The sequence below is a fragment of the Sphingobium sp. CECT 9361 genome (assembly GCF_918741285.1).
GTDB lineage: Bacteria > Pseudomonadota > Alphaproteobacteria > Sphingomonadales > Sphingomonadaceae > Sphingobium.
In genome coordinates this window covers 19140-38110 of the sequence record NZ_CAKKNC010000021.1, presented here as the reverse complement: position 1 = coordinate 38110, position 18971 = coordinate 19140, and the positions used below count along the sequence as shown (strand labels likewise).

The 18971-nt window shown below is 57.6% G+C and carries 10 protein-coding genes; 2 read left to right on the top strand and 8 right to left on the bottom strand.

Going from position 1 to position 18971, the window contains the following annotated elements; genetic code table 11:
• Positions 1-206 precede the first annotated feature (206 nt).
• From LQ220_RS20595 to LQ220_RS20570, 6 genes are all read right to left on the bottom strand, one after another.
• Complete coding sequence (locus LQ220_RS20595; protein ID WP_230189991.1) at positions 207-584, bottom strand: hypothetical protein; 378 nt, start codon at positions 582-584, stop codon at positions 207-209.
• Between the two features lie 330 nt (positions 585-914).
• Positions 915-3899: an amidohydrolase family protein gene (locus LQ220_RS20590; protein ID WP_230189990.1), complete on the bottom strand. Its 2985-nt coding sequence runs from the start codon at positions 3897-3899 to the stop codon at positions 915-917.
• 178 nt (positions 3900-4077) lie between these two features.
• Positions 4078-6549: a TonB-dependent receptor gene (locus tag LQ220_RS20585; protein ID WP_230189989.1), complete on the bottom strand. Its 2472-nt coding sequence runs from the start codon at positions 6547-6549 to the stop codon at positions 4078-4080.
• 88 nt (positions 6550-6637) lie between these two features.
• Entirely contained in the window at positions 6638-7615 is a 978-nt protein-coding gene (locus LQ220_RS20580; RefSeq protein WP_230189988.1) for a FecR domain-containing protein, read from the bottom strand.
• Entirely contained in the window at positions 7612-8076 is a 465-nt protein-coding gene (locus LQ220_RS20575; RefSeq protein WP_230189987.1) for a sigma-70 family RNA polymerase sigma factor, read from the bottom strand. Before LQ220_RS20575 ends, LQ220_RS20580 begins: the two co-directional genes overlap by 4 nt.
• A 1170-nt stretch (positions 8077-9246) precedes the next feature.
• Positions 9247-13263 carry a hypothetical protein gene (locus tag LQ220_RS20570; RefSeq protein ID WP_230189986.1) on the bottom strand — a complete coding sequence of 1339 codons (4017 nt, stop codon included), beginning with the start codon at positions 13261-13263 and terminating at the stop codon, positions 9247-9249.
• 28 nt (positions 13264-13291) lie between these two features.
• On the opposite strand from LQ220_RS20570, the gene LQ220_RS24960 reads away from it, so the two are divergent.
• Positions 13292-13417, top strand: a complete 126-nt coding sequence (locus LQ220_RS24960; protein WP_290369074.1) for a hypothetical protein — start codon at positions 13292-13294, stop codon at positions 13415-13417.
• A gap of 232 nt (positions 13418-13649) precedes the next feature.
• Positions 13650-14768 (top strand): amidohydrolase family protein, encoded by a 1119-nt coding sequence (locus LQ220_RS20565; RefSeq protein WP_230189985.1) that lies wholly within the window; start codon positions 13650-13652, stop codon positions 14766-14768.
• 382 nt (positions 14769-15150) lie between these two features.
• Here LQ220_RS20565 and LQ220_RS20560 read toward each other — a convergent pair whose 3' ends face one another.
• Complete coding sequence (locus LQ220_RS20560; protein ID WP_230189984.1) at positions 15151-17481, bottom strand: EAL domain-containing protein; 2331 nt, start codon at positions 17479-17481, stop codon at positions 15151-15153.
• Between the two features lie 34 nt (positions 17482-17515).
• Positions 17516-18904 carry a ShlB/FhaC/HecB family hemolysin secretion/activation protein gene (locus LQ220_RS20555; protein WP_230190015.1) on the bottom strand — a complete coding sequence of 463 codons (1389 nt, stop codon included), beginning with the start codon at positions 18902-18904 and terminating at the stop codon, positions 17516-17518.
• Positions 18905-18971 lie beyond the last annotated feature (67 nt).

The window sequence follows — 18971 nt, the reverse complement described above, 5'->3', positions numbered from 1 at the left end:
CGATTGGCATCGACAGGGTGCGGCCTCGATGTCGAGCAACTTCTGCCGGACGACCGGATCGCCATCCCATCCCTCGGAGTTGACCGCCGCCCGCTCCGGCGGCTTGTATCATGAGAGGCCAAGAGCCACGTCCGCTATACAGGCGTGTTTTAAGCTTCAGTCTATTGCCCGCGTCGGCAACCGATATGCGCTGACACTCTGGCAGTTCAGGAGCAAGGCTCTATCTCCCCCAGCCATGAATCCGCCTCATCAAATGTACTGAACGCCCGGCAGAACCCAAGGTCTTGCACAGTTCGGTTTATCTGCAGGCGCAGTAAGGCAGAGGGAATAATCATCGCATTGCGCTTGATAGGGTAGCGTCGACACAATGTCGCAAATTGCATATTGATCGCAACCACTTCCGGATTTTGGGTTGACCAATCCCGGAAATCGTCGAGCAGCGTAAAGGACTGTCCGCCTACCGAAGCGCCGTCGAGCGCCACTTTCATCTGTAACAACGCGGCATTCGCGGTTTCCGCTGACCAAAAGCCGCGATAACACGCCTCCAGGCGTCGCTTGGCCGGGTCAAAGTTGAAATCGATCAATAGCCTGCTCCCTCTTTGGCCCTGCTAGCCAACCACCCGACGAGCTACCGCGCGCCGGATGTCAGATAGAACTAACTTACTGAAAGACCGGGTTCAACTGTGCACGACGATGACAGAACCCTCTTTTAGCGTCGAGCGGTACGCTAGCCTAGGCGCAATCGCGCCCGCGATCTGCCACCCTCAGCGAGAGCGATGACAACGACGGAGCCCCTTGACCGGCCGGGAGCCTTTGCTGTTCAGCGGGAGCGCGTTGATCCTGGACGTGCCAATCGTGCCTCACGCCCCCGGAATATTCCAACGGGTAAGCTTAGGTCTCCGGACGGACCTGCTTCAGTTCAAGGGCAGTTCCTTCGGACCGTAAATCCGCCCGTTGACGATGACCTGCTTTACGTTGCGCGCATTGCGAATATCGAGCAGTGGATTACCATCCACAATGAGCAGGTCGGCGAGTTTGCCAACTTCGATCGAGCCTAGAGAGGCGCGTTGCCCGAGTAACTCGGCAGGAATGGTCGTAGCCATCTGCAAAGCCTCGAAAGGCGTAAGCCCGGCCCGCACAGCCAGTCCCAGTTCCTTGTGCAGTGTCAGGCCAGCCGGTGTTAATGGTGCGTCTGTGCCTGCCAGAAGGTGCACGCCGGCACGATGCAGCTTGACTATGCTCTTCCCGACATTTTCGCGAAGCTGCTGTGGCAAAGGTGGCCTTGCAGGCCCACTGTCCAAACTGCGTACCCATGCGGGTTGTGCTGCCCAGCGCGGGTCTGCCCGGTCGACATCCGTTGCGAGTTCGTCCATCGGCGCAAGCAACACCATTGTCGGCGTCAGTGTCATCTGCGATTTTGACAGTATTTGTACGACATCATCATAGACGTTATGGATGCCGCTAGTTTTGCTCGAATAGCCACGGCCGGAAGCGGAACTGTCGAAGTGCTCAACGCTGTCGCTACCAAAGCGGGCAGCGGGGTAGATTTCATGCGAACTGACAGGGATACCCAAACGGTGCGCACCCTCGACCAGGCGCTCACGCAAGGGTTCGCTCGTGTGGATATAGGTTTTGAGCATATCGTACTTCAGCCTGCGGGCCCGCTCGATCTCGCGATCAACTTGGGCGAGGTCAGCGACGGTAGTGGACATGTCCCAGTAGGCGCGCTCGCCTTCGAGAATATAGCCGGTCGTGAATATCCGCGGTGAAGGACGCAGGCCCGCGGCAGAGGCTTCACGCTCCTCGATTGCATCTGCGGCGATGCTGCCGGGACTACGCACCGTGGTTATTCCGTAGGCAAGCTGCAGCCGTCCAAACGCGCTGCCATATTCCTTGGCGAAATGCACATGAGCGTCAATCAGGCCCGGCATAACCGTCAAAGTGGACGCATCTATGAATTTATCAGCCTCGCGATCGGGTTTGTGCGGCTCGATGGCCACAATACGATTGCGCTTCACCACGATGTCTACGTTGGAGCGCACGTCTGGATGCACTCCGTCAACAAGCGTACCGGCATGGATCACCAAAGTGCCTGTGGGGATGTCACGCTTCCAATTCAGATCGAGAGGAACCTTGGCGCTTTGACCGTTGGATATCTGGACGATTTTGAGTTCGTCAACATCCACATAAAGCAGCCGCGAGGAGTCGCCTGTCCAGCTCATGAAGCTGGCGAGACCATCCGCAAGCTTCCGGGAAGCGCCTGTCGGCGCACCGTCCGGCGACACCTGCATGACCCACAGCGCCTGGTCCATCTGAAAGGCGATAAGACGGCCATCCGGCGACCAGACTGGGCCGTCTGAGGCCGAGCGCGTGCCGATCGAATGATGAGGGACAACAGTATAGTCGCGGGGTTGTCCTGTGCCGTCGGCCGAAAGCACGCGGATTTGATTTGTCGTGCCTACTTCGTAGGACCTGGATTTAGAATAATCATCCATCCGCGAAACCATGATCGACTGCCCATCGGCCGACCAGCTTGGATAGCCTGGCCCAAAACTGGCAGGCTGAACGGTCTGGATCTTGCCGGTGACAACATCAACTGTATGCACCACTCCGTAAAAGTCCTGCATGGCGCTGACGAAAGCGATTTTTTTGCCGTCAGCCGACCATGCGGGTCGCATTTCCGCGCCCGGCGCGGCGGTCAAAGGTCGATGGGTTCCGGCGGCAATGTCATATATCCACAGATCCATGCTTCCTGCACGGTCGCTGGAATAGACCAGCTTCATCCCGTCCGATGACCAAGCCGGGTCAGTCACGACAAACGGGCCTTCGGGCGTCACCGCGTACGGCTTGCCGCCGACATCCATCAGCCACAATTTCCCCAGCGCCGCGAATGCTATGCGCATGCCATCGGGCGAAATGACCGGCTTGAGCAGGCCCAGCACGCGCTCCGGCTCTGTCGAAGATAAATTCTGTGGGTGGCGCGTATAGGTCGGACGGCTGATCGGCAGTGTCGCGCTGAACTCTAGGGTAGTCGTCTTGCCGGTCGTCAGAGACCGGCGTTTGATCTTTCCATCGGCGGCATAGAGATAGTCGTCGGGGGACAGCCATGCGCCCCGGAAGGGATGCACGTCCTCGCTTGCCGAGATGACCTTGTCGCCCTCCATGAGTTTGGCGAAGCCGCCTGTAACCAGCCCAAACAGGACTTTTTTGCCATCCGGTGCCCAGGCAGGCGTGCCAAGCGGCGCGGTTATATTGCCCGGTTCCAGCTTAGCGTTTGCAAGCAGGCGTTCGACGCCGTCGACTGACGTAGCGTAGATGCCGGAGGCATTCTGCCGTTCAGAGGTATAGGCAATGCCCTTCCCGTCCGGCGCGTAGCTGGAGCGCATTTCGTCACTTTGTGCGTGCGTAATCTGGCGGAGCGCGCCGCTATCCAGAACTAGTTCCCAGATGTCGTAATTCCCGCTCCGCTCAGAGCTGAACGCGATCCGCTTGCCATCGGGTGAGCAGGCCGGCTCCCGCGCCTCAAAAGGTCCTGGCGTAAGCACCTTCGGGTCGCTTCCATCCGGCCTGATACTCCATATGCGCCAATGCCCATCGCGGTTCGATTGAAAGGCGATCCGACTGCCATCGCCATACCAGCAGGGCTGCCGCGCGTCATAGAGAGTGTCGGTCAGCGCACGGGCAGCACCGCCAGTCACAGGCATGCTGAACAACACGCCCTGCAAGTCCATCACCAACCTGCTGCGGCCTGGAGACAGCGCGATAGCCATCTCCGTTCCTTCATGCACGGTAATCTCGTTGACCCTGGGATCGCCCGGCGTGGCAGCGATCGCAGTGGGTGCCATACCGGCGGCAATACCGAACGCCGCGCCTAGTTGCGCTAAAATCTTAAGCTTCATAAATTCAACCCTGTCAAAAACACATACAAGGCGCCGTGCTCAAGGAGCCGAAAAAGTGCATCAATAATTCGCTGGAGAACTGGGAGTCATAGCGCCGGACCTCAGGTCGGCTCGGGCATCATGTACGAATGAATGTCAAAATCGCACATATTGCCCGAGCCACCTGTTCTCTAACGACTCAGAACTTACGCTCTAGAGTAAAGCCGATTGTACGGGGCTGGATATAGTTGAACCAATTAGGATTGAAATTATATTGGTTATTAAAACCGCCGCCTATCAACGCTTTTTTGTTGGTGGCGTTCTGCACGAACATATTCAGCTTCCAATCCTGGTATTTCAAGCCAGCATTGAGATCGACCTGCACATAGGAGGGATAATTTTGCCGAAGCGGTGCTTGAGCGAGCGTCGCGACTAATTCGCCCCTGCGCAGCCCCACATATGTCGCGGATCCTCCGATCGAGCCGGTGAGGTCACCGCCGAGCGAGCTTTCATAATTTGCTGACGCTCGCCCGGAATAACGGCTCGAAAACGGCAGCCTGTCTCCCTTCGCTCCATATACGGCAACAGTCTGGGAAAACGATTCGCGCAGTTCCGCGTCGGTATAGGACCCCCAGACCGCCAGTGTCAGACCTTTTTCGGGTCGTGCCTCCAATGACAGTTCGACACCCCGGCTGCGCGCCCTATTGGCGTTGGCGTTATAGGTAAATGTCCCTCCGGGTGAGACTTGAGTGACTTGTATGTCCTTCCAGTCGATGGTGAAAATGGACAAGTCGTAGGAGAATGCGCGCGCAAAAAAATCGCCCTTCGCGCCAATTTCGTAATTTACCGTCTCGTCGGCCTTGTACTGGCAAGGAATGCCGATGCTGATGTCACATGTCGCGTTCGGGCCGCCCGGTCGATACCCGGTCGCGAACCGCCCATAGATCATGTGATCCGGCGAGACCTTGAAGCGAGGCGTAATCTGGTACGTCAGCGCATGACCACTGGACTTGTAGACGGCTTCGAGAAAACCACCGGGAGTAAATACACCCATTTCGCGGTGATGCATTCGCTGACGATTTTCGCTGTACCGCAGACCTCCCTGAACGTCGAAGCTCTCGGACAAACGCACTGTAACATTAGCGAATCCGGCATATTCCTTGAATTTGAATCTGTCGCGCCAGATAATGGGATTGCCGATGACAGTGCCGGTGTCGGTGTCGGTGTCGGTGTCGGTGTCGGTGTCGGTGTCGGCATCGACTGCTCCGGTATCGATGTCATACGCAACCGATTCATGCGTGTAAAAAGCACCGACAATCACATCGATGGCTTCGCCGAAGGGCACAGCCACGCGCGCTTCCTGCGAAAATTTCTTCACGTCAAAGGGCAAAGGTAGCGTCGTTCCCCAGTTGGTCACACCGGCATCCGGGTAGATGCCGGGCCAGACACCGGTTAATGGCGCTGCCGAGAAATCCGCGAAGTCGAAACTCTTGCTCATGGAATAGGCAGTGAGCGACGTAATTTTTGCTACGCCGATCTGTCCCTCAAGAACGGCACTATACAACTGGTTCTTGCTATAGCCGTTGCCCGCGCCGAACAGGTCTGACTGGAGATAGCGCGAACCCAGTCGCACGTCGACATTGGCCGATCCAAAGGCCTTGCGGTCCTGGTACAACGCGCCCAGCTTGGCTGAAAACGCATCAGAGGGGCGCCAGAGCACAGAACCACGGACGCCCGATACCCTGATCTTGTTAACGTCCTGCTTTCCAGTGATGACATTGTCGATATAGCCTGGGTCTTGCCGTGAAAATCCCCCGACGCGAAAGGCCAGGGTGTCGCTGACGGGAATGTTGACGGACGCCCTTACATTATATCCGACGTCGCCAGCATGATTGATCGTGCTCAGGCCAGCGGCAACGGCTCCGCTGACGCGGTCCGTCGACGGGTCGATCGTCACATATTTCACCAGGCCACCCATGCTGCTGGCGCCGTAGAGTGTGCCTTGCGGACCGCGCAGCACCTCGATGCGGGCCAACTCGCTGGGATCGATATCCGGAGCGCCGCCGAACAACCCACCCTGACCTGTCGATGACCCATAAGGGATATCGTCAATTGTATAACCGACAATGGGATTTCCCGTCACCGGACCGGTAGTGATACCGCGAATTGCAAGATTAGACCGGTTTCGCGTTGTTTGAAGGTTGACACCGGGGATGCTGGAAAAGAAATCTTCGGCCTTGGTCTGGTTTTTGTCTAGAAGCGCGTTGCCGGTGACCGCCGTCACTGGAACCGGCACATCCTTGAGGCGCTCTTCGCGTTTTTGCGCCGTAACGACGATATCCTGCATTGAAGACGGCCTATCATCGTCGGCCCGTGCGCCGTTTCCCACCCGGACGATCGCCACCGATCCTGAAGCCCCCTGCTTGGCCAGGAAGCCGGAATTGGCCAGGATCGCGTCGAGAGCGTCGGATGGCGAAGCGATCCCGCTATAGCCAGATGAGCGGGCATTACGGAGGTCGTCCGCTTTGTAAACGACGGGGCGGCGCGATTGGCGGGCGTAAGCGTCAATAGCGCTCTTCAGGCTACCGCCTCGCACATTAAATGACGTCTGTTGCGCATGGGCTGTCGCGACAATGCACGTGCTTGCAGCGAGTGTTGCAATTAAACTCATGGTTCTCATCTGTCCCCCCCTTTGACATCCGACGGTCCCAAATCATCCGTCGGAGAGTAAGACAATCAGTCGCCACAAAACTGTAATCTCAACTTGAAATGCGTATGGCTTCCGGTGTTTCCTCAACCTTGAGACCATAGGCGTCGCGCAGCAGGCGGACAAAATCCACAGGCTTGGAAGCGGGGAAAATGCCGCCGATACGGATGTTGGCGGCGTCTTTATCAGTCACAATCAATTGTTGGCGATTATACCGATTGAACTCTGCGGCAACGTCCGAGAGGGGGTCCTGATCAAAGCTTAGCATACCTTCCCGCCATGCTAGGGCATTCTCGACCCGTTCGTCTGATTTGGCAGTTACCAAGGTGGCTGGCCCTTGGGTCAACGCGATTTCGCCAGAGGTGATCGTGGTTGACCGCATCGTTTCGGCACCCTGAATGTCATCAACCCTCACTCGACCCTCACGAACAAGTATGCTCACCTTGTCGCCGTCCCGCTTGACCGAGAATTTCGTGCCCAGCACGGTAATCCGACGGTTGCCCGCATGGACTACGAACGGTCTGCTCTTGTCGTGCTCAACTTCGAAATAGGCTTCGCCCTGATCGAGCCATACCTCGCGAGCGAAATCGGTGACGGCTGTTCGTACGTCCGAGGCAGTGTTCAGCTCGATCTTGGAGCCGTCCGGCAAGTCGATGGTCCTATGAGCACCGATCTTGGTATCGTAGCGCGTATTCGCAACTTCAGTTTTAGGTTGCTGCACAAAAACATGCGAGCCGAGACCGATCGCAGCGACCAGCGAGGCAGCGGCAGCCAGTGGCACCGCCCGCTTCACCCAATAATAGCGTGCCCGATTGTCGCACAGCGATTCAGGCATAAGCGAAGTACCAAGCGAGCCGATCCTGTCAGCTTCGCGCCACCCTTGTTCGAGCCTGATGAAAGTCACTCGGTGCAGATCGGATTTCGCAAGCCATTCGTCCAGCTCAGCCTGATCGCTCGTTGTCCAACCGGGCTCTTCGCGCGCGATGATCCATTGCGCCGCGTCGTCCTGTGTTTCGCGTACGCGGCTCATGAGGCGCCCCGGTCTCTACGCGCCATGTAGCGTCGACGTACTATTTTCCCTGCGCCCCCCAGCATATGATCGGCCAGGGCTTTCATTCCCATCATCAACTGGTGATTTACCGCATCTTTGCCGATACCCAGCCGAGCGGCCGTTTCCTGCACGTTGAGGCCTTCCACTTTCCGCAGCCACAATATCTCGCGCACTCGGGGAGTCATCTTGTCCAACCCTGCCTGAACGTGCCGGATCGAGTCCCGCGCGATCAGGTGCCGGTCCGTATCGAAAAGGTCGACACTGCCATCCAGTGTCTCCAGGTCCGCCACGAGCTCGAAAGATACGATCCGTGCCCATTTAGCCTTATTGATCAGGTGGTTTCGCGCAACGGTAAATATGTATTGGCGCGTGGTTAACGGAAGGCCTCGGCGCGCACCGCTATAGGCAAGTTCATAGATATCATGGGTAAGATCGGTCACGTCGTCTTCCACTCTCCAGTTGCGGCGAACGAAGTGCGTGAGCGACCTCTCGAGAGGTAGAACCTCCCGCCTGAACCACTCATCCAGTTCCTCCTGTTCGACCATGATCCTGGGTAATGTCCCTCTCTCGCCCTGCCTTATACTTTGCCAAGACAATCGACGAGGCGGTTGCTGTAACCTAAATTGATACAAACCGCTGGATTACGATCGCTTTACGTTATTAGCTTTAGGGGCCTGCAGGCGCCATAACTCAGACAGCATCGCCCGAACTTGCTCGGCAAGCGACACTTTATGAGGACGGCGCATTTTCGTCTTTCTCCGACGGAATGATCCAAATAGCCGCTTCGAGCTAGAACTTCTTCTACGCAGCCGCCCGAAGGTCGCCGGACCAAGTAAAAACGCGCGACAATAGCTTGAGCACGACCCGCACACCTCCACTTTGCTTAGGATCTCCAGCAGTGCGTGCGCCGTGAGGTCCGCAATAGGCCAGTTGCCGATGACGCTTTCGTCCCGCGGATATTCGCTTTCCGAACTTCGATAGCGTCGCGGCGTCCAGCGAGAATCTTCCGCGCTACCCTCCACCTCTGTCGAGCGTTTGCGAGCGGCATGCGTGATGGTCCCTTTTTCGCATACCGTCATGAAGGGGTGGCCGCCAATGAACCCTCAAGGACATGAAGGGACGATCGGCCAGTCGAAAAGCCAGGTTTTGCGATGTCTCTGGACGCTGAAAGAGACCAAATGGTGCCGGGGACGGCATCGAACTGACTTATTACGATTTTGAATGAAAACAAAATTTTCTACCAAATTGTCGACCGATACCATTAAAAATACCATCAATTTTAATTCGCTTTTGGTTCGATTCTTGTCTGCGTTAAATTGCATGTTTTTTGCGGCGAGCCGTTGTCGATGGGATCCTCTAATTGTTTCCTGACCATCTTCTTTATGCAGTTTATTGCCACTTTTCGATGCGCATAAAGTCGATCAACTTCTACGCTCTAAGAACCTCCAATATCAAAGCAAAACCCAGCGCATTATTTCTGAGATGCTGGAATTGGGACATTTGCGACAGTCGGCTTTTGGATTGCGAATCGAAGGAAGCGGAAACTCGCGCGGCAATCAACCGCGGTCACATTGAGTTTGCTGCGACCATATTCCTTCTCTCAGTGGCGCCTATACCACCGACTTTTCGAAGGGCCGCGATACGTCGATGACATAGATATCTATCAGCCTCCGGTGTGTCTCGGGCAGGCGGTTGATTAACATCTGCTCAAATGCCCACGGTGTCTCAGGCGCCGGAATCCCGTCCGGGTTCTTTGGCAACTGTTTGCCTGGAATGTTCCCGAACCAGATGACTATGTAAACGCCGCGACCCTCCGCGTGCCAGTCGCGTCCATAGAGAGCCGCGAGCTGCTGCAGGGGAGCAATCCATACAGCCTTGTGCCATTGACCCTTGATTTCTACGGGAAGTCCGATGCTGTTGCGAATAGCCGCAATATCCGCGCGCTTCTGGCGCGGCATATGCATTTCCGGCTCGAACCGGATCGCCTCGGGCAACTGTCCGGAAATGTGTTCGATCAAGCGGTTACGGCAGAAATTCTCGCCGCGCGGTTTGCAGCCGTCCCAATAAGCCTCCCACATGTCGGTGTTGGTGCCGTGCATGCGCTGCCGCAGTGTCGCGATCCGGTCGCCGAAATAGGCGCGCATATCGTCTACGCTGTCAGGCAGCGCTCCCGCCATGACCGCCTGGAGTTCCTCTACCCGAGGTGCCGTATAATCATGGTCACGTCGCACTTTGCGTTGCAGCGCAAGTGCATGTCGCATCGGATCCAAATAACTTGGCGCGGCATTCGCGATGAGGCGCTGGAGCGTGTCGGTTGCCTCGGCATCGTGCTCGCTCGCTATTGAGTAGATCATCCGTTCAAGGAAATCGCTGGCATCCCAAGGATTGCTGTCGCCCGAACTTGAGCTTGGATGAGGCGTTTTCGGATAGGCTACGCCAAACGCTTCGAGCAGAAAGGAACGCTGCGCGATCGACAAAGGCTGGAATTCGTCACGCCTTCCGCCCCCGACGCGATTACGCAAGGACCAAAAGAAGTCAGGATGATCGACGGCGGTGGCCGCGATTGTGTCGCGCGTCTCGCTGAAATCGGCAACGAAATCGACCGAAAGCCAGAGCCGCCTCATTTCTTTACTCTTGTCGGCGACGGTGCGTCTGGCAATTGCGATTCTTCGAATCGCCTCGCGAGGCGCATGCCTCACCGCACAATCAACAAGTTCGCATTCGACAGTGTCGGGAAGCGCGTGATAGCGTGCCAACCATTCGATAGCTAGCCGTCCTGCCAGCTTGGTCCACCGCGGCTCGTGTGTAAGGCGATAGAGATCACGCACATGAGTGGCGCTGCGCGTTAGCTCAGGTTCGATGGAGGTTCGGAAAAACGCTTCCGTCGCTGCCTCGTCGGGTAGAGCTGCCGCTTCGAAAGCCTCGATGATGTCGACCTTGTTTTTATAGTTGGATTCGTTCGACCGTCGCCAAGCCATGAATGCGGCTTCGAGGGCTGCGCGTGGCACGGTCGTAAGCGGAAGGCCGCGACGGATGAGCTCGGCTACGCCGCATATTATCGGTGCCTCGGCGTACCAGTGCTTATTTTCGGCATGACTCTGTGCGATCTCCTCGGCGGTTGGCAGATCGTCGCGGTTGAGCGTGGCGATGAACCCGTCGAGTGCAGCAGCGCCCAAGTTATCTCCCAGAAAAGCAACGAGCCGGGCCTCGGGAGGATCGTCGCGACTGAATTCGCTAAACCGCCCGAGATAGACGCAAGCAGGGTCGTAAAGTATATTGATATGTCCGGCCGCGACATCGCCGGAACGCTCGATATGGTCGTCGCGTACCGCACGATAGACCGCCTGACGGCGAGCCGTTTGCTCAGCCAGGCGCTGGGCCTGCTTGGTTTCATAGTCATATACGATAGGCTTAGACATCTCGCCGAGCACGGTTTCGAAAGCGGGATCGCCCCCCGCAATCTCAGCCGCGACCTTGCGTACGCTTTCTGAAAGTCCGTCCCTATATCGACAGAGGCTAACGAGCGTAGTCAATTCGTCGCTGTTGAATGTCGCATTCTCACGTTCGGCAGCATAGGTGCGCAGGAGCGCGATCGGGTCGGCGTCGTCGAGATCGAGCCCGAGCCCGGTACGGCCAAGTCGATAACTAGCGATGCGAACTTGATTAGGCGAGGATAGAAGCTGGAACGCTTGCAGTCCGTGGCGGAGGTCGAGGCGACCCTTCAGAAGGCTCGCCAGCTGTACGGTGGTGTCGCGACTATAACCTTCTTCACCGCGGACCCAACCAATCCAGCGCCATAGGCGCTCCGGTGTTACCTCCGCACCGACCTCCAGCGCCCGCACGACCGCCTGGCGGACGAGATCTCCAATTTGGTCCTTGGCCGAATGGTCGGCGGTTTCCATCAAGGGCTGGGCATAGCTGGTGAGGTTGTCGAGTATCTCACCAACATGATCGGCCGTGACTGAGGCGAACAGATCACTGGAAATATGAGCAAGGCTCATTCGGTCATCTTCGTGACCATCGACCGGGCTGACAGTGAGGCCGATATGGGCGAGTATGGCTTGAACACCCAATTCAGGGGGCACAGTGGAAATACCGATATCTTGGAGAAGCTCGGAAGCCAGCCGGTTCGAATCTTCGTCCCCAAAATTAAGGAGTTGTCGGATAACGGTTTCCGCATCGCCAAAGGCTTGGTAAGCTTGTAGTGCATGGGCGGCGCGCGAGCGTTCTGCGAAATAGCGGCGCTGATCAAACATCATCGCCCTGAGTTCAGGCAACAGTGCTGACGTCATTGCGCTGCCTTGCATCGCATCGATCAGTAACAGCGTGAGATGGGTATGCAGATCTGGCGTTTTGATGATCGCCAGGATCTGGTCCTTGATCTCGACGCGCAAAAGGCCGCTGGCTGGATGTTGGCCCCAATCCTCTGACCGAAAATAGGGGTCTTCTTCGGAGAGCTTGGCAAGTTCGCGCAGGAGCGAGCGCGCTTGGGAGAGCGGTAGCGTCTCAGCATCACCATAGCGCAGCACGGCATAAGGATCGGCCACGATACAGCGTTCGGCCAGCACGTCGTTAAAATGCGCAATCCAGGCATGCAGACCGCGAAGCGACGTCGGCACGCCATCCCCCTGATTAAACAAGCCAAAGATCCGTCGCTGGGAAATCCCTTTCTCAAATGAAGCTGCGAGCCACTTGGCGCCCAAATACTCAGCAATAACGCGGTGAGCAGGAATGAAGCGGTTTTCGCCATCGGCCTGGAAAAGCCGTGTGCGTAGCGCGTCGCCGGCCGCCATCGCCAGCGGTAAAGTCGCTATATCCGACATGTGGCAATAGCCCTCGGCTGTTTGGCCAACGGGACCGGTAAATACGCCAGTGCGGTCGCACAGCAGTTGCGTGGCGCAATGCGCCCCGGCTGCTAAAAGTAACTTGTCGTCGCCCCAAGTTCCTGGGCCAGCATCCTGATGCCGCTCATTTTTCTCAGCGAGCATGACCTGGCAGGCGCGACCGAACAGCTGCGCGCGGCTGCTGGGCAGTGCGCCATCACCGTCAGCGACCTCGCCCATGAGCTTGAGCGTTAAGGGGTTTTTGTAGATGTCTTCGAGACCGCGGGCCGCTAGATGGGTGAGCACCGCGTCAGCATCTACCTTTGGAAAATTCTGGGCCAGGAAAGCGCAGGCATCATCGCGATCGAATGGCTGAAGATGAAGCAGGATCGGCTTGCCGGGATAATCATCCTCGATCTTAATCCGATCCGCCGCCCCACGCCAATCCGCTTCGCGGCTAGATAGGACGAAGGGCGGATTGCCAATTTTCGACAGTTGAGTGAGGACCGCTTCGACGCCGCCGCCGATGGCTGTCGAAGCCACCTCGTCAAGACCGTCGATCACCAGTCGATCACCGGGAACCAGAAAGGATTCGGGACGCGCTGAGCGCACGAACGTGCCGGCAAGCACATAATGGTGACCTGGAGCACTGCCGAGCGCCTTCGCAAGCACGCTTTTTCCAAGGCCAGGATCGCCCAAGACGATAACGGGCTCCGCAATAACTAGAACATCGTCCTGGTCGATCATTGACCATTCGCCGGTCATTTGATCGTACTTCGCGAGCCGTCGCTTGATCGTTTCCATTTCACTGATCTAACGAACTAAGGCGTCAATGCCAGCTGTTGATGAGATCACCGCCATAGGCGGCGAGGACCTCTCCGACGCCGACGCCTTCCTCAACCGGATTTACCAGAAGAAGGTCAAGCCGTCGGTGAAGTGCCTAAGCTGCCGGCCCTAAGCCTGTTCAGCCGCAAATGGTCAGCATCGATCAGATGTCCAAATAAGCGAAGTTGAGCGGTCGCGCGGGTCGATAGCCGTCGGAATAGCAGACAGTCGGCTCCTGAGTATCGAAAATCAGGGGATGAACGACTTCACTGGGTCGCCTGCGACTGTCTAGCAGGCTAGCCACTTGCAAGCTGATCATTCTGCTTAGCGAATTAAGCTTGTAGGTAAGGCGGAGGAGGCTAACCATGAGCACGAGTCGTCGAGATTTCCTGGCTGGATCATCTGCGGGGTTCGCGGCCACGGCGCTTTCCACTAAGGTGCATGCACAAACACCTCGGGTGCCGATCCGCAAAATCGCTACGGAAGAGGCGTTTGCAACCGCTGAACTTGTAAAGGCTTGGCTCGAAATCGCTCGTGCGCAGCCCTCGTCGAGCCTTGATGTGCAGACCGGCATTCTTTCTATATTCGATAATCCTCGGCCGGGTTCCAACCAGGACAGGTTTCGGCGGCAATTGCTCGACTTGGATGCCGAACGACTTGCCAGCATGGATGAGGCGAGTGTCGACGTGCAGATACTGTCCGTGACGATCCCGGGCGTGCAGATGTTCGCGCCAAGTACTGCAAGCGTGGCCGCCATCGCTACCAACGACCATCTCGCTGCCGCGATCGCGCGGCATCCCAGGCGCTTTGCCGGTCTGGCCTGCTTGGCCCCACAGGATCCGGCCAGCGCGACCAAAGAGATGGAGCGCGCCATCACCAGACTTGGTCTGAACGGCTTCATCGTTAATTCGCATACCAACAATCTCTATCTCGATGATCCGAGCTTCGCGCCGATCCTGGAGGCGGCGCAGGCGCTCGACCGGCCGATTTATCTCCACCCGCGCGCGCCCTCGAACGGCATGGCGGGGCCGTTTCGCGACTACAGCATGGGCGGATCGATCTGGGGCTTCGGCGTCGAGGCCGGAACGCATGCCGTACGGTTGATCCTCAGCGGCGTATTAGACCGCTATCCGCGCCTGCGCATTGTCCTCGGCCACATGGGCGAGGCGCTGCCATTCTGGATGTGGCGGCTGGATCACATGGCGGCACGACGGGTGAAGGACGGGCGCATGAAGCCGCTCTCACTAGCTCCCAGTGAGTATTTCAAGCGTAATTTCGCGGTGACCACCAGCGGCTTTGAAGCACCGGAGATCCTCGACCTAGTGATCAAGACCGCAGGAATCGACAATGTGATGTGGGCGATCGACTATCCCTATGAGAGTTCGCTGGATGCCGTCGCCTTCATGAGCGCGGCGAAGTTGACAAACGATCAGCGCGCCAGCATCTTCCACCGGAACGCCGAACGCCTATTCCACTTGGCTTAGCGCGATGAGCGCCATGGGTGTTCACCGTAAGGATATTTGATTCGGACTTTTTCGAGCGGCGGCTTTGTACACTTTGCTCCTGACGCTGCCGGTCCTCATGTGGACACTCTCGGCGCACCCGATGGAGAAAGTGACCGGCCGAACCTAGGAACGAAAAATTGGGAGCTAAGCGGCCGGAATGGGTCGGCTTTGCCGATCGCCAAACGCCACGTCGTGGGACAAACAGGTCATTCGCAGGTCCAGCGACGAAGCGCACCTATCACCCTGGGACCGGACATTCGAGGGTTCCCCACAGCCTGCTCTCGAACGAGCTAGCTGGGCCGATTTCAGTCTATCGGCTTACCGAGTAAAGGAGAAATAGCGGCCCAGTCGCTTTCCTGCCTCAGCGCCGCGAGGTGGTCTCGATACCCCGCCTCCACGCAATAGGCCTTTCCGCGTCCAGCAACGCGCTTAGCTGCCAGACCGGTATCGGCCTGCTGATCAAGTAGCCTTGTGCCATGTCGCATCCGACCGAGCGCAAGAATTCGAGGCAGGCGGGCTCCTCAATCCCTTCCGCGACGACTTTGATTCCTAGGTCATGCGCAAGTTCTATCGTGGAACGGACCATCACTGCATCGTTGCGATTGCGATGTGCATGCTCAACGAAACTGCGGTCGATTTTCAGTTCGGAGAGCGGCAGCGTCCGAAGATAGGACAGGGTAGACTGTCCGGTGCCATAATCGTCCATCGATATGGATATGCCAAGGTCACGGAAGCGCTCAAGCTCTGCAATTGCCTGCTGCGGATTTTCAAGGGCCGCAGATTCCGTGACTTCGAATATTAGTGAAGAGGGTACTATTTTGCTCGCTCGAAGCAATTTGATTACATCCTTGCTGAAAGCGGATGCCCCCACGAGGCTGGCTGAGATGTTGACGGCCGCCGTGATGTCGTAACCTTGCACGTTCCATGCATCCAGATCCCGCATGGTGCGCGCAAGGACATAGAGCGTTAGAGGAGCGATGCGCCCCGTCTGTTCCGCCAAGGGAATGAAACGGTCTGGTGGAATATTGCCACGGGCCGCGTGCGGCCATCGCACTAATGCCTCAACACTGACGATCCGATTATCGACAAGCGACAGTTTCGGTTGATAGTGAACCTCAATTTCGTCCGCCATGATCGCTGCATCAAGTTCGCCCATTAGGCTGATCGATTGCTCTAGACCTTCGAAGTCCGCATTATCTTCTGCCCAGAACCTGCCTTTTGTTTGCGCTGTCTCTGCCGCAAGGATTGCCTTGGTCAAAGTAGCGTCGATGCCTGACCCATCCGACGCTGCGAGCCCGATACTCACAGTAACATCAATCATCCGCCCCGCGGCCTCGACGGGCTGCAGCAGTATCGCGCGCAAGCCATCCATCACTTCACCGCGGTCGACGGCGGGGGGCAGCACGAAGCCAAGCAGCCGGTCCCCCAGCCTATATATTTCTGCTTCATCTGCTGCCAGCCGTGCGCGGTCGGCGACACGAAGCACGACATCGCGAATTGCCTTCTGGCCAAGAACAGCTGTGACGCTGTCAAGATTGGCGAGGCTTGCGACGGCGAGACATTTTGGCACATCGGCATCAAGATTGGCGACCATCGCCCTGCGGTTGGGAAGGCCAGTCTCTTCGTCCACTAGCCTTTGCTCGCGCAGATTGCGTATCGTCAATCTTATGACGCTGCCAATGGAGACCAAGCCGATCAGCATCAGGGCAGGCGCCACCGGGTAGCTGCGATTTGCCCATGATTGCGCGGACAGGCAGGAGGCGAACGCTATCATTGTCCCTGTGGATGCAAGAACTCCCAGCGTTGTCATCCGCCTGCAACGCGTCAAGACTGTAGCAAAAAGAGTAGCTATCGCCAGACCGGTAAAAGGCCAGCCACTCGTCGGAACTCCCGAAAGCAAGGTGTCGGCGGCGAGAGCCTGCACGATGACACCTGGTATTACGCCCCATCCCGGAGTTGCATAGCGGTCCCCCATTTCAATCGCTGTCGCGCCGATCAGGACGGATCGTCCGCGCACGACCGTAGAGTCGAATTCCCCGTCCCGAACGGCGACAAAACTTAGCCGCGGAATGCTTTGGGGGCGGATAGCATAGTCGATAGGAAAGAAGGTGTCTGCGCTTCCGGCCACTCCACCAATGTAAGCAGATAGCGTCGGGCGCGGCACACCGGCTGTGATCGTACCGAAAGGTGCCTGGCGGACAGTTCCGTCATCGTCGGGCGCTATACTGACGGAGGCCAGCATAGTGTGACTCCGAAACATTGGCAAAGGGAGAGAGTCTATCGAGCGTATTTCGCCTGAACGCGCACGTTGCGCGAATGTCGGTAAGGCTACCAGTCCCCCGGACTGCGCGAGCGTCCGGGCAAACGCGCGGTCGCCTTCCGGCGTGGAAGAAGAGGAGAAGTCCACATCGAAGACGATGTTTACCGCTCCGGCACGACGCAGTTGCTCGACCACAGTTGCATAATGTTCGCGCGGCCAAGGCCACCGCCGGATCGCCGCAGCACTCGCCGCGTCCATTTCCACAACGACGACGCGCCCCGATGCCTCATGGCGCAGCATAGCGAATCGTAGTGGTTCAACAGCGTGCTCCAGCAGCCTGTCCATTCCGGTTGCCATTGCCACCAAAGTCATGACCACCGCGACGGCGACAATAGCTAGATCGCGCGTCCAGCGGCGCAGAGTTCGTTTCATGTCATCCTCGAAGAGGCGGCGGCGACATCCATTTTTAAAACGACCGCGCCATGCGAAGCGCGATACGAGGATTCCGATTTCGCGTGTCGAACCGATCCGCGTTCAGTGGCAGCGACACCTCCACTTGGCCGTTGAGCTTACCACGAGCCAGACGTGCACCTATGGAGGAGGAGACCAACGATCCGCCGCCCGCCCCGTGATCTAGATTGCTGACATAGCCACCATCGATGCTGGAGAATATCTGCAAGCTGTCGAGTATGCCCGGCACAAGTTTCCGTCCATCCAATCGTAGTTCGACAAGACCAAGCACCCCCTGATCACCAGATCTCTCGGCATAGTCATAGGCACGCCCGAACCCAGGCCCACCTGCGCCGATTTCGGCGGTGGCGAGGAGCGGTCGGCTCGCGACCTGCCCTGTAGAGGCGAGCGCCAGACTGACATTGTCGAGGATCCCCCCAGTCCATTCTACGGCGTAACTTGCGGTGAGATATCGCGCATCACCGTCCACGCGGGACAACATCGGATCTCCTTCGTGGCTTACGCCGGGTAAAGGCAACCCTCCTGTCAGGAGCAACTGGCTGCGCAACCTGCCGCTACCCAACCGGTTCACGGCCTCCAAAGATGCCGCAATGCTTGCCAGCCGATCGTCCCGCAGCCGCCTGCCTGAGAGATTTTGCTGGGTTCGTAGTGTCCGCAGTTCGATGTTGAGACTGTAATTCTGTGCCAGACTGCGCCGCAGCGCGCGACTGTAAGAAAGCGCTGCATCCACGCTTTTGCCGACGACATTCAAGCTACGCAACGATGCGCCCGGACGCGAACGGCCGTAGGAACCCGATAGCGCCAGCACTGAGCCTTTACTGTCGACTAGTGCGCTGTATCGGCCGCGCACAAAAACGAACTCTCTGGGGTCGATGGGCGTCTGGGCGACAAGCAGCCCGATCTCGTCACCTGAGGTAGCGACGCCGTGGAGGCTGGCCAACAGCGTTGAGCGGATAGGGCCAATCTCGGGGCTACCGCGATTGTCGACCTGCAAATAGGCGCTGGCTTTGCTCTGTTCGATCGTCACCAGCAGGATGTTAAAGCCATCCTGCTGGATGAACTGGCTGCCCGTTACAGTGACGCCGGGCAAATCGCCGACGAGTAGGATTGCGCGTTCCAGATCCTCTTTACGTGTGGGCTTTCCATTAGCCAGGGTAGCACTCAAAATGCGGTCTGCCGCCGGATTTGATGCACCCACCACCCGCACGGCATCGATCCGGCCTTCGTCAAGCGTGACCTCAAGGACGCCATTATCCATTGGCTGGGATGCTATGGTGGCCATCGCAAAAGGATATCCGCGCCTATGCGCGACCTTCGAAACGTCACTTGCGAGTTGCGAAAGTTCGGCACGCGTCAGGTGGCGCCCTACATAAGATACAATCACATCGCTAAATGCGGCTGGGGATATATCTGGCGCACCTAGGATCACGATGGCGGCTGGAAGCACGGTG

Coding starts and splice junctions, on each gene's coding strand:
- LQ220_RS20585 (WP_230189989.1), bottom strand. CDS start 6,549: ATGAGTTTAATTGCAACACTCGCTGCAAGCACGTGCATTGTCGCGACA.
- LQ220_RS20590 (WP_230189990.1), bottom strand. CDS start 3,899: ATGAAGCTTAAGATTTTAGCGCAACTAGGCGCGGCGTTCGGTATTGCC.
- LQ220_RS20565 (WP_230189985.1), top strand. CDS start 13,650: ATGAGCACGAGTCGTCGAGATTTCCTGGCTGGATCATCTGCGGGGTTC.
- LQ220_RS20560 (WP_230189984.1), bottom strand. CDS start 17,481: ATGAAACGAACTCTGCGCCGCTGGACGCGCGATCTAGCTATTGTCGCC.
- LQ220_RS20570 (WP_230189986.1), bottom strand. CDS start 13,263: ATGGAAACGATCAAGCGACGGCTCGCGAAGTACGATCAAATGACCGGC.
- LQ220_RS24960 (WP_290369074.1), top strand. CDS start 13,292: ATGCCAGCTGTTGATGAGATCACCGCCATAGGCGGCGAGGACCTCTCC.
- LQ220_RS20580 (WP_230189988.1), bottom strand. CDS start 7,615: ATGAGCCGCGTACGCGAAACACAGGACGACGCGGCGCAATGGATCATC.